Annotated in this window: 13 protein-coding genes; 8 read left to right on the forward strand and 5 right to left on the reverse strand. The window is 71.7% G+C overall.

What is annotated here, in order from left to right:
- Nucleotides 1-102 precede the first annotated feature (102 nt).
- The 3 genes from ACZ4U1_RS06815 to ACZ4U1_RS06825 all read left to right on the forward strand — a co-directional run bounded on the left by ACZ4U1_RS06815 (nt 103) and on the right by ACZ4U1_RS06825 (nt 1945).
- The gene (locus tag ACZ4U1_RS06815) at nt 103-513 is read left to right on the forward strand and encodes a hypothetical protein (protein WP_467900485.1); all 411 of its coding nucleotides are present in this window, start codon (nt 103-105) and stop codon (nt 511-513) included.
- A gap of 46 nt (nt 514-559) precedes the next feature.
- The gene (locus tag ACZ4U1_RS06820; protein ID WP_467900488.1) at nt 560-1429 is read left to right on the forward strand and encodes a spermidine synthase; all 870 of its coding nucleotides are present in this window, start codon (nt 560-562) and stop codon (nt 1427-1429) included.
- A gap of 165 nt (nt 1430-1594) precedes the next feature.
- Nucleotides 1595-1945: a hypothetical protein gene (locus ACZ4U1_RS06825; RefSeq protein ID WP_467900490.1), complete on the forward strand. Its 351-nt coding sequence runs from the start codon at nt 1595-1597 to the stop codon at nt 1943-1945.
- A 1-nt stretch (nt 1946) separates the two neighbouring features.
- Here the strand turns inward: ACZ4U1_RS06825 and ACZ4U1_RS06830 are convergent, their stop codons facing one another.
- A complete protein-coding gene (locus ACZ4U1_RS06830) occupies nt 1947-2450 on the reverse strand; it encodes a hypothetical protein (RefSeq protein WP_467900493.1) in 504 nt (167 codons plus the stop codon).
- A gap of 99 nt (nt 2451-2549) precedes the next feature.
- On the opposite strand from ACZ4U1_RS06830, the gene ACZ4U1_RS06835 reads away from it, so the two are divergent.
- From ACZ4U1_RS06835 to ACZ4U1_RS06850, 4 genes are all read left to right on the forward strand, one after another.
- Nucleotides 2550-3257 carry a response regulator transcription factor gene (locus tag ACZ4U1_RS06835; protein ID WP_467900495.1) on the forward strand — a complete coding sequence of 236 codons (708 nt, stop codon included), beginning with the start codon at nt 2550-2552 and terminating at the stop codon, nt 3255-3257.
- Nucleotides 3254-4657, forward strand: coding sequence for a sensor histidine kinase (locus ACZ4U1_RS06840; RefSeq protein WP_467900497.1), 1404 nt, complete (start codon nt 3254-3256; stop codon nt 4655-4657). Before ACZ4U1_RS06835 ends, ACZ4U1_RS06840 begins: the two co-directional genes overlap by 4 nt.
- A gap of 107 nt (nt 4658-4764) precedes the next feature.
- Nucleotides 4765-6240, forward strand: coding sequence for a glycoside hydrolase family 18 protein (locus ACZ4U1_RS06845; RefSeq protein WP_467900500.1), 1476 nt, complete (start codon nt 4765-4767; stop codon nt 6238-6240).
- A 168-nt stretch (nt 6241-6408) separates the two neighbouring features.
- Nucleotides 6409-7524 carry an SH3 domain-containing protein gene (locus ACZ4U1_RS06850; protein WP_467900502.1) on the forward strand — a complete coding sequence of 372 codons (1116 nt, stop codon included), beginning with the start codon at nt 6409-6411 and terminating at the stop codon, nt 7522-7524.
- 41 nt (nt 7525-7565) lie between these two features.
- Here the strand turns inward: ACZ4U1_RS06850 and ACZ4U1_RS06855 are convergent, their stop codons facing one another.
- From ACZ4U1_RS06855 to ACZ4U1_RS06870, 4 genes are all read right to left on the reverse strand, one after another.
- Nucleotides 7566-8996, reverse strand: a complete 1431-nt coding sequence (locus ACZ4U1_RS06855; protein WP_467900504.1) for a GH1 family beta-glucosidase — start codon at nt 8994-8996, stop codon at nt 7566-7568.
- A gap of 96 nt (nt 8997-9092) precedes the next feature.
- A complete protein-coding gene (locus ACZ4U1_RS06860; protein WP_467900506.1) occupies nt 9093-9977 on the reverse strand; it encodes a carbohydrate ABC transporter permease in 885 nt (294 codons plus the stop codon).
- The gene (locus tag ACZ4U1_RS06865; RefSeq protein WP_467900508.1) at nt 9974-10999 is read right to left on the reverse strand and encodes a carbohydrate ABC transporter permease; all 1026 of its coding nucleotides are present in this window, start codon (nt 10997-10999) and stop codon (nt 9974-9976) included. Before ACZ4U1_RS06865 ends, ACZ4U1_RS06860 begins: the two co-directional genes overlap by 4 nt.
- A complete protein-coding gene (locus ACZ4U1_RS06870) occupies nt 10996-12324 on the reverse strand; it encodes an ABC transporter substrate-binding protein (protein WP_467900510.1) in 1329 nt (442 codons plus the stop codon). The genes ACZ4U1_RS06865 and ACZ4U1_RS06870 overlap by 4 nt, the downstream gene beginning before the upstream one ends.
- 310 nt (nt 12325-12634) lie before the next feature.
- On the opposite strand from ACZ4U1_RS06870, the gene ACZ4U1_RS06875 reads away from it, so the two are divergent.
- Complete coding sequence (locus ACZ4U1_RS06875) at nt 12635-13690, forward strand: LacI family DNA-binding transcriptional regulator (protein ID WP_467900513.1); 1056 nt, start codon at nt 12635-12637, stop codon at nt 13688-13690.
- Nucleotides 13691-13798: the final 108 nt, after the last annotated feature.

Raw genomic sequence — 13798 nt, forward strand, 5'->3', positions numbered from 1 at the left:
CCATGAAGTGCCATCCTTTGCGGCGCACTTGTGCCGTAGCCGTTGACGGGCTCGCGCGTTGGACCCCATGGAGCGCAACAGGTCTGTGTGGTGGAGGTCGGCATGGAGACCAGCCAGAGCAACGATCCTTGTACGGCGCCGTCGTCGTCCGCGTCCGTGGCGGGCGGCACGGCATGCGACCTCGTGACGGTACCGACCCGGCAGGGGCTGGAGGCGGTCGACATCCTGCGGCGGGGCGCCGCGGACGCGGTGGGTCCTGTTCTGCACGACGACGGCTGCGGCACCCTCGGCTTCCTGGTGCCGGCCGGTACGGCCGCGGGCTGGGACGTGCCCGGCAGCACCTGCACCGAGACGAACGGACGCGGGCTGCGGCTGAACCCCGAGCCGCCGGTGGAGGGCTCCGACTGGCTGCTGCCCCCCGGCGAGGCCGACCTCGCCACCGACCCGGTGGTGCTGCGCCGGGCCCTGGGGGAGGCGGCCCGCCTGATCGAGGCGGCCGACAACTGCCGCTGACCGCTCCGGCGCCGCGCCCACCCCCCACACCTGCGAAAATGGACAGATGGGCAGGTCCAGGAACACGCGCCGCAGGTCGGCCGCCGCAGCCGTCGTCGAGGAGCCGGTCGACGGCGGGCTCGCGCGGCTCGTGCCCGATCCGGACCGCGGCCGGGCCTGGACGCTGCTGATCGACGGGGCACCCCAGTCGCACGTCGACCTGGACGACCCGGCGTACCTCTCCTTCGAGTACCAGCGCCGCCTCGGCCATGTCATCGACCTCGTCGCCCCGCCCGGCAAGCCGGTGCACGCCGTGCACCTCGGCGGCGGCGCGTTCACCCTCGCCCGGTACGCCGCCGCGACCCGGCCCCGCTCCACCCAGCAGGTCGTGGAGCGCGACACGCGCCTGGTCCACCTGGTCCGCCGCGAGCTGCCCCTGGACCCGAACGCGCGGATCCGGGTGCGGGCGACCGACGCCCGCGCGGGGCTCGCCAAGGTGCCCGACGGCTGGGCCGACCTGGTCGTCGCCGACGTGTTCAGCGGTGCCCGCACCCCCGCCCACCTCACCTCCACCGAGTTCCTGGACGAGGTCCGCCGCGCGCTGAAGCCCTCCGGGGTCTACGCGGCCAACCTCGCCGACGGCCCGCCGCTCGCGCACCTGCGCGGCCAGATCGCCACCGCCGCCGCCCGCTTCGGTGAACTCGCGCTGATCGCCGACGCGGCCGTGCTGCGCGGCAAGCGCTTCGGCAACGCGATCCTGGTCGGCTCCGACCTCCCGCTGCCGCTCGCCGAACTGACCCGCCGCGCCGCTTCCGACCCGCACCCCGGCCGGGTCGAACACGGCCGGCAGCTCGTCGACTTCGCCGGTGGCGCGGTGCCGGTGACGGACGATACGGCAGCGGCCTCCCCGGCCCCTCCGCCCTCGGTGTTTCGCTAGGGTCCCGCGGCCCGGGCCGAAAGGGTTGCCGGGCGGATCAGGATCGGTCAGAAACGGTCTGACTTAGAGCAACTCCCTTCATTTCAGGAGGCTTTCGCGTGTCGCTTTGCGGCTGCTGCTGATCTGGTGGCCCATCGTTTCGGTAGGAACCGAAAGGAAACGGTCATGAGCGCTGCTGTCCGACGGATGGCCTACACCCTGGGCGCGGTCGCCGCGGTCCTCCTCGCCCTGGTCGCGTTCAACGCGTTCACCTCCTCCACGGCCGACGCCGCGGTCTCCAACCCCCTCGTCAGGTCCCAGTACTTCACCACCGGCTCCTCCACGATCTACTGTCCGTCCGGCTACATCGCCACCGGCGGCGGTGTCGGCGTCGACGTGCCGGACAGCATGTACGTCTCGCGCACCGAGCCGGTCCAGAACTCCGCCGGCCAGCCGGTCGGCTGGAAGGGGGACATCCGCCAGCGCGCCAACGGCGCCGCGGCCAGCGGCACCGTCTACGTCGTCTGCGCGCAGTGACTCAGTAGGTTCCGACCTCCACCCGCGGCGGACCGTCGTGCCAGGTGCAGAACACCGACACCCGGTCCGCGCCCCGGCTGAACTCCACCCGGATCCAGCTCTCCGTCTTCCACACCTGCATCGACCAGCCGGTCCCCGGGGTCGCCGAGACCAGGGTCGCGCTGGAAGTGCCCAGGTCGAACACCGCCCGGCCGCCGTCGGTGTCGTACGACTCGACCCGGCCGGCGGCCGTGGCGGTGGGGGAGGGCTTCGGCGTGCGGGCCGGGGTGCGCGTCGGCGTCGGGGCCGGCGCCGACCGCTCGCGGGACGGGGTCGGGGACGGAGCGGGCGCCCGGGACGCCGACGTCACGTCCCGGGCGCCCGCGTCGGCCGCCGTGACCGGCAGGGCGCGCGGCGGTTCGTACGCCGTCCCCGCCATCACCGTGTGCACACCCCACCACGACAGCGTGACCGCCGCTCCCGTCGCGAGCAGCCACGCCAGTACGTGTACGAGTCCTCTGCGCATCGCGGGCCATACTGCCCCAGGGGCACGGCCGTACGCACATGCCCGGAGTTGTCCACAGGCCCCCGCCCGGTGTTGCCCGCATGGCGTACGGTGCGGCGCATGGCAAGTGTGCTCGTGGTCGAGGACGACCAGTTCGTACGCTCGGCGCTCATCCGGCACCTGACCGACGCCGCCCACACCGTGCGCAGCGTCGGTACGGCACTGGAGGCGCTGCGCGAGGTCGCCCATTTCCGCTTTGACGTGGTCATCCTGGACCTCGGACTGCCCGACCTGGACGGCTCCGAGGCCCTGAAGATGCTCCGCGGCATCACCGACGTGCCCGTCATCATCGCCACCGCCCGGGACGACGAGACGGAGATCGTCCGGTTGCTGAACGCCGGGGCGGACGACTATCTGACCAAGCCGTTCTCCGTCGAGCACCTCTCCGCCCGGATAGCGGCCGTGCTGCGCCGGGCCCGTTCCGGCGGCGCGGAGCCCCCGCCCTCGCCCGTCCTGCGCGTCGGCGGGCTCACCGTCGACCCGCTGCGCCGCCAGGCCGAGCTGGACGGGGTCCGGCTCGACCTCACCCGCCGCGAGTTCGACCTGCTCGCCTTCCTGGCCGGCCGCCCCGGGGTCGTCGTCGCGCGCAAGGAACTGCTCGCCGAGGTCTGGCAGCAGTCCTACGGCGACGACCAGACCATCGACGTCCATCTGTCCTGGCTGCGCCGCAAGCTGGGGGAGACGGCCGCCCGGCCGCGCTATCTGCACACGCTGCGCGGCGTCGGCGTGAAGCTCGAACCCCCGTCCGACGACGAGGGCGCGCCATGAGATGGGCTCTGGTCAAGGTCTGCCTGGCGGTCACCACGATGGTCGTGGTCGCCTTCGCCGTGCCGCTCGGCCTGGTCGTCAAGGAGATGGCTCGCGACCGCGCCTTCTCGAACGCCGAGCGGGAGGCCGCCGCGGTCGCGCCCGCGCTGTCCATCACCACCGACCGGGACCAGCTGGAGCGGGTGGTGGCCTCGGCCGGCGCCGACTCCGGCATGGCGGTCCACCTGCCCGCCGAGGGCGGCCGGGCCGCGCTCGACCTCGGCCGGCAGCGCGCCCCCGGCCGCGACATCCAGGCCGTGCGCAGACTCGGCCGCGCCTCCACCACCGCCGTGCCCGGCGGCTCCACGCTGCTCCAGCCGGTCGCGCTCGGCTCCGGGGCGATCGCGGTGGTCGAGGTGTACGTCCCCGAGTCCGAGGTGACCAACGGCGTCGGCACGGCCTGGGCGGTGCTCGCGGCCGTCGGCCTCGCGCTGATCGTCGGCTCGGTGGCCGTGGCCGACCGGCTCGGGGTGCGCATGGTGCGGCCCGCCCGGCGGCTGGTCGAGGGCGCGCACGAACTGGGCGAGGGCAAGCTGGGCGCCCGTGTCCCGGAGGAGGGCCCGACCGAACTCCGCCTGGCCGCCGTCGCCTTCAACTCCATGGCCGACCAGGTCGTCCAACTCCTCGCCAACGAGCGGGAACTGGCCGCCGACCTCTCGCACCGGCTGCGCACCCCGCTCACCGTGCTCCGGCTGAACGCGGCCTCCCTCGGCGCCGGACCGGCCGCCGAACAGACCCGGGCGGCCGTGGCCCAGCTGGAGCACGAGGTCGACACCATCATCCGGACGGCCCGCGAGGCCAAGCCGCAGACGACCGCCGCCGGACCCGGCGCCGGCTGCGACGCGGCCGAAGTGGTCCGCGAGCGCATGGAGTTCTGGTCCGCGCTCGCCGAGGACGAGGGCCGCAAGTGGCGGGTGGCCGGCGTGGACCGGCCGGTGCGCATACCCGTGGCCCGCGCCGACCTCGCCGCCGCCCTCGACGCCCTGCTCGGCAATGTCTTCCGGCACACCGCCGAGGGCACCGCCTTCGCGGTCGACGTGCACAACGGCGAGGACGCGGTGATCGTGCTGGTCTCCGACGCGGGCGCCGGCATACCCGACCCCGATGCGGCGATGGCCCGCGGCCGGGGCTCCGGACACGCCGGCTCCACCGGCCTCGGCCTGGACATCGTCCGCCGGCTCGCCGAGTCCACCGGCGGAGACGTCCGCATCGGCGGCTCGGTGCTGGGCGGCACGGAGGTGCGGATCTGGTTCCAGCTGGACGGCCGCAAGACCGTGGGCCGCAGACAGCGGGGAGCCGTACGGAGGCGCCGAACGGGCAAATTGGTCTCGACCTTTAACCGTCCCCGATCGCTTCCTTAAGCGAACCCTAAGGTCTGCGGCCGGCGCCTGGAACGCGCGGTTCGTCCCTTTCCTGATCGCTAGCGTGCTGCCACCCCACCCCGTGAACAGCGAAGGCAGGCACGCGCATGAGCACGCACCGGCGCAGGATCAGTGGCAGGAACAAGGCGATAGGCGGCCTGGTGGCCGCGGCCGTGATCGGCGGCGGCGCCGTCCTGCTCACCGGCACCGCGAACGCGGCCGGGGTGAACGCCGCGTACACCAAGACCAGCGACTGGTCCACGGGGTACACCGCCCAGTACGTCGTCACCAACAACACCGGCCAGGCCGAGAAGACCTGGACGCTGGAGTTCGACCTCCCGGCGGGCGCCACGCTCTCCTCCCTCTGGAACGGCGAGTCGAGCGTCAGCGGCCGGCACGTCACCGTGAAGCCCGCCAAGTGGGACACCGACGGCCTGGCCCCCGGCAAGTCGGTGACCGTCGGCTTCGTGGTCAACGGCGGCGGCGACCCGACGGGCTGTCGTATCGACAACGCGGCGTGTACCGCGGACGGCGGCGCGACCCCCGAGCCGAGCGGCCGGCCGACGGAGCCCACCCGGTCGCCGGCCCCCACCCCCACCAGGACGACCACCCCCACGCAGACCGCGACCCCGACGCGGACCGCGACCCCCACCCCCACCGGCAGCACCGGCACCGGAACCGGCACCACCTCCTCCGCAGGCTTCGCCCCCTACGTCGACACCAGCCTCTACCCGGCCTTCGACCTGCTCGGCGCCGCCGACGCGACCGGCGTGAAGAACTACAACCTCGCCTTCCTCACCGACGGCGGCGGCTGCACCCCCAAGTGGGGCGGCGTCACGGACCTCACCGGCGACGCCGTGGCCGCCCAGATCGGCGCGCTGCGCGCCAAGGGCGGTGACGTCCGCGTCAGCTTCGGCGGCGCCTCCGGCTCCGAGCTGGCCACCACCTGCTCCTCCGCGGACGCGCTGGCGGCGGCGTACGGCAAGGCGGTCGACGCCTTCAAGCTGACCAAGGTCGACTTCGACGTCGAGGGCGGCGCCCTGCCCGACACCGCGGCCAACACCCGCCGCGCCCAGGCCATCGCCAAGCTCCAGGCGCGGCACCCGGGCCTGGACGTCTCCTTCACCCTGCCGGTGATGCCCGAGGGCCTCACCCAGGACGGCGTGAACCTCCTCGCCGACGCCAAGGCCAACGGCGTGAAGATCACCACCGTCAACATCATGGCGATGGACTACGGCGCCTCGTACAGCGGCGACATGGGCACCTACGCCGAGCAGGCCGCGACCGCCACCCAGGCCCAGGTCAAGAGTGTGCTGGGGCTGTCGGACTCCGCCGCCTGGAAGGCCGTCGCCGTCACCCCGATGATCGGTGTCAACGACGTCTCCTCCGAGGTCTTCAAGGTGGAGGACGCGACCCAGCTGGTGAACTTCGCCAAGTCCAAGGGCCTCGGCTGGCTCTCCATGTGGTCCGCGACCCGTGACAAGGAGTGCGCGGGCGGCAGCAAGCCCGCCGCCGACGCCACGTGCAGCTCGATCACGCAGGAGAAGTCCGCCTTCTCGAAGGCGTTCGGAGCGTACAAGTAGTCGCGCGAAGTACCGAGGAACCCATAACGGGCCCGGCGCATCGAATGCGCCGGGCCTCGCCTCATCAGCCCCTCTGGCACCAGCCGGTCAATTCCACTGGCGGGGCCGCGAATCGCGTCGCTACGCTGCCCCAGCCGTCGTGCGCCGGCGGAGAATCGGGGGAGAGCCATGGGCTCGATACGTATGCGCGGGACCGCCCTGCTGCTGGCGGGAGTGTCACTGTTCGCCCTGGTGGGCGCGGCCGGCTGCGAGAAGCAGGATCCGTCCGTGTCCTTCACACCGGAATTCGTACCGGTGACCTTCACACTCGACGCCTCCGGAAAGATCAGCGTTTCCGTGGGCAAGAACTTCGTGACACCGATCGGCACTTTCAGTGTGAACACCGGTGTGGAACACCAGTTCGCCATCAATCCCAAGGGATATCTCACCGCCGTCATCCGGTACGTCGACAGAAATCTCGGACTGGTCGAATCCGGCTACCTGGTCCATACCGACCGCAAGGTGGAACCGGCTCTCGACGGAGTCCCGCTGGCCCCGGCGAAAGGCATTCTCCGGGCCGACTTCACGCGGCGCAGGACCGGCGGAACCCTGAAGATCTCCGACACCCGGCAGAACACCCCGGTGCCCACCGCCACCGCCTCCGCCTCCTCCTGCCCGAGCGGGGGGAGCGTCGGGGTCACCCTGCCCGAGGTCTCCGCCGGCGACTCCGTCGCGGACACGGTGGCCGAGCTGTCCGCCGCCTGCCTCACGGTCCAGTACGCCACCGAACCGGCCGGCCAGGACGACGGCACGGTGACCCGCGTGGTGATCCCCACCGCGCCCGAGGGATCCGTCCAACTGCCCCCGGCCGCCGACGGGGACCCGGGACCGGGCGACAAGGTCACCGCGAGCACCGAGCAGGCCGCCACGGTCTACGTCTCCGGGCCCGACGCCCCACCGAGCCCCTCGGCCACCGACGGCACGCCCTCCCCGACCGACACCGCCTCCCCGGAGGCCACCCCCACGGACACCCCGGACGCCGTCCCCACCGACACCGACGCCACCACCGTCCACGCCGACGCCGGCGCCCCCGTCCGCTCGGCGCCGAGCACCACCGGCGAGCGGGTCGGCGGCGTCGTGGCCGGCGCCGACTACCCGGCGGTCTGCGTCCAGCAGGGCGACGAGGTCACCGCCCACGGCCGTACCAGCGGTGTCTGGGTGCGGCTGCGGCTCGCCGACGGCGGGACCGGCTTCGTCACGGCCACCGCCCTCACCGGCGAGCCGACCACCCTCGCCCCCTGCTGACCCGCGGCGCGGCCCGCCCCCACGACGGGCCGCGCCACCGGTCACGCGGCGGAGTCCACCGGCGGCAGCACCCCCGTCCGGGCCGCCTCCGCGTACCACCGCGCGCTCGACTTGGGCGTCCGCTCCAGCGTCGCGTAGTCCACGTACACCGCGCCGAACCGCTTGTCGTAGCCGTACGCCCACTCGAAGTTGTCCATCAGGGACCACAGGAAGTACCCGCGCACATCGGCGCCGTCGGCGATGGCGTGGCGCACCTCCGACAGATGGCCGTGCAGGTAGGCGATGCGCTCGGGGTCGTGCACCCGGCCGTCGGGGTCGGGCTTGTCGTCGTAGGCCGCGCCGTTCTCGGTGATGTACAGCGGCAGGCCCGGTGCCTCGCGCGTGTAGCGCATGAGCAGGTCGTACAGGCCCGTCGGGTCGATCGTCCAGCCCATCTCCGTGCGCTCGCCGGGCGTCTGGTGGAAGACGATGTCGTCGCAGGCGGGCCAGGGCGAGTGGTCGCTGCTGCCGTGGCCGTCCGCCCGGGGGCCCTTGACCTCGCCGGACGCGGCCGAGACCAGGGTCGGCGTGTAGTAGTTCAGGCCGAGCGCGTCCAGCGGGGCGTTGATGGTGCGGACGTCGCCGTCGAGGACGTACGACCAGTCGGTCACCGGGGCCGTCGCGGAGAACAGCGTCTCGGGATACGCGCCGTGCAGCATCGGGCCGTGGAAGACGCCGTTGGCCAGGTCGTCGATCCGGCGGGCCGCGGCCAGGTCGGCCGGGTCCTGGGACAGCGGCCGTACCACGGAGGAGTTGAGGCTGATCGCGATCTGGTTGCGGGACGGCATCGCCGCCCGCAGGGCCGAAACGGCCAGCCCGTGCCCGAGGTTGAGATGGTGCGCCGCGCGCAGCGAGGCCGCCGGGTCGGTACGGCCGGGCGCGTGCACCCCGGAGCCGTAGCCCAGGAAGGCGCTGCACCACGGCTCGTTGAGGGTGATCCAGTGCTCCACCCGGTCGCCCAGCGCCTCGCCGACGAGCTGCGCGTACTCGGCGAACCGGAACGCGGTGTCCCGCAGCGGCCAGCCGCCCGCGTCCTCCAGCTCCTGCGGCAGATCCCAGTGGTAGAGGGTGAGCGCCGGCTTGATGCCCCGCGCCAGCAGCTCGTCCACCAGGCGGCGGTAGAAGTCCAGGCCCCGCTGGACCACCGGACCCCGGCCCGTCGGCTGCACCCGGGACCAGGAGACCGAGAAGCGGTACGCGCCGAGGCCCAGCTCCGCCATCAGCGCCACGTCGTCGCGGTAGCGGTGGTAGTGGTCGACCGCGACGTCCCCGGTCTCGCCGCCGGCCGTCCTGCCCGGCGTATGGCTGAAGGTGTCCCAGATGGAAGGGGTGCGCCCGTCCTCCCGCACCGCCCCCTCGATCTGGTACGCCGAGGTCGCGGCGCCCCAGAGGAAGGCGGGAGGAAAGGTCACGGACGAAACGGAGTCAGGCATGGAAGCGCTCCCATGAAGGGTCTGAAGAGCCGGTGGATGCGTGCGGAGAAGGGGCCGGGACGGCGGTGACCCGGCCCCGTGGAGCGGACGGGCGGATCAGCCCTTGATCGCGCCCTGCATGATCCCGCCCACGATCTGCTTGCCGAACAGCAGGAAGGCGACCAGCAGCGGCAGCGTGCCGAGCAGCGCCCCCGCCATGATCACAGCCTGGTCGGGGACGTAGCCGGTGCCGAGCGAGTTCAGGGCCACCTGCACGGTCGGGTTCTGCTGGTTCAGGGCGATGATCGGCCACAGGAAGTCGTTCCAGGCGAACACGAACGTCAGCAGGCCCAGCACCGCCATCGCGGGGCGCGCCGCCGGGAAGACCACGTGCCAGACGATCCGCAGACTGCTCGCCCCGTCCACCCGGGCTGCCTCGATCAGCTCGGTCGGCAGCGCCTGTACCAGGTACTGCCGCATGAAGAACGTACCGAACGCGGTCACCAGGCTCGGCAGGATCACCGTCTGCAGCTGGTTCGACCAGCCCAGGTCCGACATCCACAGATACAGCGGTACGACGGCGAGCTGCGGCGGGATCATCATCGTGCCGATGGTGAGCAGCAACAACAGGCCCGAGAACCGGAACCGCAACTTGGCGAAGGCGAAGCCGGCCAGCGTGGAGAACACCACCGTGCTCACCGTGATCGTGCCCGCCACGATCACCGAGTTGACCATCGCGGTGCCGAGCCCGGCCTCGTCCCAGGCCGTCTCGAGGTTCTTGAACAGGTTGCCGCCGAACCACAGCGGCGGCGGGGTCTCGGCCAGCCGGTGATTGGTACGGGAGGCCGCGATCGCCGTCCACACCAGCGGAGCCAGCGAGACCAGCGCGAACACGGTCAGCACGACATAGGTCACCGGGCCCGCGTGCAGCTGCTTGCCCGCACCCCTCCGGCGCCGGCGCCCGCCGGTCTTCCGGGGCAGCGTGAGTTCAGTGGTGGTCATTGGGACTTCCTCAGCCGTCGGGTGAGCAGCAGATTGACCGCGGCGATGATCAGCAGGATGAGGAACATCGACCAGGCGATCGCGGAGGCCTTGCCGAGGTTGCCGATGATCCAGCCCTGGTCGTACATGTACAGGCCGAGCGTCTGGTACTGGTGCTCCGAACCGCCCTTGGACCCGCTGACCCCGCCGAACAGCAGCGGCTCACCGAAGAGCTGGGTCGCTCCGATGGTGGAGACGACCACGGTGAACAGGATCGTCGGCCGCAGCTGAGGGATGGTCACGTGCCGGAACTGCTGCCAGCGGTTGGCGCCGTCGATCGCCGCCGACTCGTACAGATCGGCCGGGATCGCCTGCATCGCCGCCAGGTAGATCAGCGCGTTGTACCCGGTCCACCGCCAGATCACGATGGACGACACCGCGAACTGCGAACCCCAGTCGGACTCCCGCCAGTTGACCGGACCGACTCCGAAGAAATCGAGGATCCAGTTGACCATGCCGCCGTCCCACGAGTACAGCAGCGTGAACACCAGGGTCGCGGCCGCCACCGAGGTGGCGTACGGGGTCAGCATCACCACGCGCCACGCGGTCGAGCCGCGCAGCTTGTAGTTCAGCAGGTGCGCGAGCCCCAGCGCGGCCAGCAGCTGCGGCACGGTCGAGATGATGCCGATCGTGAGGGTGTTCTTCAGGGCGTTCCAGAAGAAGTCCGAGGACAACAGCTTCTGGTAGTTGTCCAGACCCGCCCAGGTCTGGTGGTCGAGGGCCGACAGCTGCACGTCGTGCAGCGAGTACCAGGCCGTGTAGAGCAGCGGGACCAGGGAGAAGGCCCCGAAGAGGAGGAAGAAGGGGGCGACGAAGGCGTACGGCGACGCCTTCATGTCCCAGCGGTACAGCCGGCTGCGCCAGGATTCGGCGCCCGCCGGCCCACCGCGACCGCGAGCGCCCCGGGCCGCGCCCGGCGTGGAGCCGGGCGCGGCCTCGGCGCTCGACGCGGTACGCGCGAGAGCCTGCTTGGAGCTGCTCACTGGCCGAGCACGTCCTTGATCTCGTTCTTCGCGGCGTCCCAGCCCTGCCCGGGCGACTTGCCCTTCTGCTCGACCTGGAGGATGCCGACGTCGGTGAGCGCGGTGTTGATCGCCTGGTCCTTGATGCCGAAGTACTGCGTCGGGATCGTCTTCGCCGAGTCCGAGAAGATCTGTGTCAGCGGCGCGTTCGAGAAGTACGCCGTGGTGTCGGCGGCCGGCTTCAGGTCCGCGTACGCCGACGGCGTGGACGGGAAGCTGGCCTGCTTGGCGAAGACCTTCGCCTGCTGCTCCGGCGCGGTCAGCCACTTCGCGAACTCGATGGCCTCCTTCTGGTGCTTGCTCGCCGTCGGCACACCGAGGAAGGAGCCGCCCCAGTTGGACGCGGTCGGCGCCGCCGCCACATCCCACTTGCCCTTGCCGGAGTCACCGGCCTTCTCCTGGATCTGGCCGAGCATCCAGGCCGGGCAGGCCACGGTGGCGAAGGTGCCGTTGGCGAAGCCCTGGTCCCACGGCTTGTCGAACTGCTTCAGCTTCGCCGACATGTCGCTGGTGGCCACCTCCATGGCGGTGTCCCAGGCCTTCTTGACGCTCGGCGAGGTGTCCCAGACGACGGTGCCGTCCTCCTTGTAGTACCGCTGGTCCCCGCCGCCGAGGGCCGCGTTGTAGACCGAGGAGGCCGAGTCCACGAACTTGGTGCCGCCGGGCGCCTTCTTCATGTACTGCTTGCCGAGGTCGACGTACTTGCCCCAGTCGCCCTTCCACTGCTCGGCGAGCTTGGTGCGGTCGGTCTCCAGGCCCGCCTTCTCGAACAGGTCCTTGCGGTAGCAGATCGCCATCGGGCCGATGTCGGTGCCGAGTCCGATCAGCTTGCCGTCCTTGGTGGTGGCCTGGGCGTTCTTCCAGTCCAGCCACTGGGATTTGTCGGCCTCCTTGCCGAGGTCCACGAACTTGGCGGCCTGCGTCTGCACCGCCTCGGTGATGTTCATGACCTCGATGGCCTGGACGTCGTCGGTGCCGGAGCCGGCCTGCAGGCGGGTGAGCACCTTCGGCCAGTACACGTCTGTTCTGGTGGTGACGTTCTCCTTGATGTTGATGTCCTTGTGCAGCCTCATGTACTCGTCGTAGAGGCCGGCCTGCTTGTAACCGAAGACGCCGAAGGTCCCGATGGTCAGCGTGATCTTGCCCTTGCCGCCACCGCCGCCGCCCGAGTTGTCGGACGTGCCGTCGTCCGAGTCGTCGGCGCAGCCGGCCAGCAGCCCCGTGGTCAGCGCGGCCACGGCCGCGAGGGCCATCAGCCGCTGGGACCGGCGGATGCTCGTGCGCATTGCGTCCTCCTGTTGCCTGACGTGCCGACCCCCCGGCCAACTGCATGGAATCGGGCCCGTTCGTACTCGCTGCGGCTCGGGCGGGGAACGTGCGGGATGTGTAGGTGTCAGGTACTGTGGGAGCGCTCCCACAAGTGATGTGTTGAAGAGTCGTCGGTTCCCGGCGGGGTGTCAAGGGAGCGGACGGGGCGAACCGCGTTCAGTTATCTGCCTGTTAACTGCCCTCGCGGGCCCCTCGCCCCGCCCGTCACTCTGGCCAGGACTGTTAGATTCCAGCCATAAGAAGGACGCGGCGAGAAAGGCGGAGCCCATGGCAAGCCACGGAGGGCGGGGCCGGAGCGGAGGGCGGCCCACGCTCGAAGAGGTCGCCGCCCGGGCCGGGGTCGGGCGGGGCACGGTCTCCCGCGTGATCAACGGCTCGCCCCGGGTCAGTGACGCCACCCGCGCCGCGGTCGAGGCGGCCGTAGCCGAGCTGGGGTACGTCCCCAACACCGCCGCCCGCGCCCTCGCGGCCAACCGCACCGACGCCATCGCCCTGGTCGTCCCCGAGCCGGAGACCCGCTTCTTCGCGGAACCGTACTTCTCGGACATGCTGCGCGGTGTCGGCGCGGAACTCGCGGACACCGAGATGCAGTTGTTGCTGATCTTCGCCGGCAGCGACCGCGAGCGGCAGCGCCTCGCCCAGTACCTGGCGGCCCACCGCGTCGACGGCGTCCTCCTGGTCTCGGTCCACGCCGACGACCCCCTCCCCGACCTCCTGTCCCAGCTGGAGATCCCGGCCGTGATCAGCGGCCCGCGCTCGGCGGCCGAGTCGCTCACCTCGGTGGACTCGGACAACTACGGCGGCGCCCGCTCGGCCGTGGAGCACCTGCTGGGCCGGGGCCGCCGGCGGATCGCGCACATCACCGGCCGCCTGGACGTCTACGGCGCCCAGCGCCGCGCCGACGGCTACCGCGACGCCCTGCGCGACGCGGGCCACCCGGCGGACGACCTCCTCATCGAGCCCGGCGACTTCACCGAGGAGGGCGGCCGCCGCGCGATGCAGCTCCTGCTCACCCGCCACCCCGACCTGGACGCGGTCTTCGCCGGCTCGGACGTGATGGCGGCCGGCGCCCGGCAGGTGCTGCGCGAGGCGGGCCGCCGCATCCCCGACGACGTCGCCCTGGTCGGGTACGACGACTCCGCCATCGCCCGCCACATGGACCCGCCCCTCACCAGCGTCCGCCAGCCCATAGAGGAGATGGGCCGCGCGATGATCGACCTCCTCCAGGCCGAGATCGCCGACCGCCGCCCGCCCGCGTCCCGAGGCCTGGACCGCCGCCGGGCGGTGCTCCCCACGGAACTGGTGGTCCGCGCGTCGTCATGAGCGCGGGGAGGTCGACCTCGAGCGCGCGGGCGTCGGCATCGGACCCCGCGGTGAAACGCGATCAGCCGGTGACCCGTCTTGCGACGGAGTCACCGGCTGATTACTCAG

Source organism: Streptomyces sp. NPDC028928, from assembly GCF_055564915.1.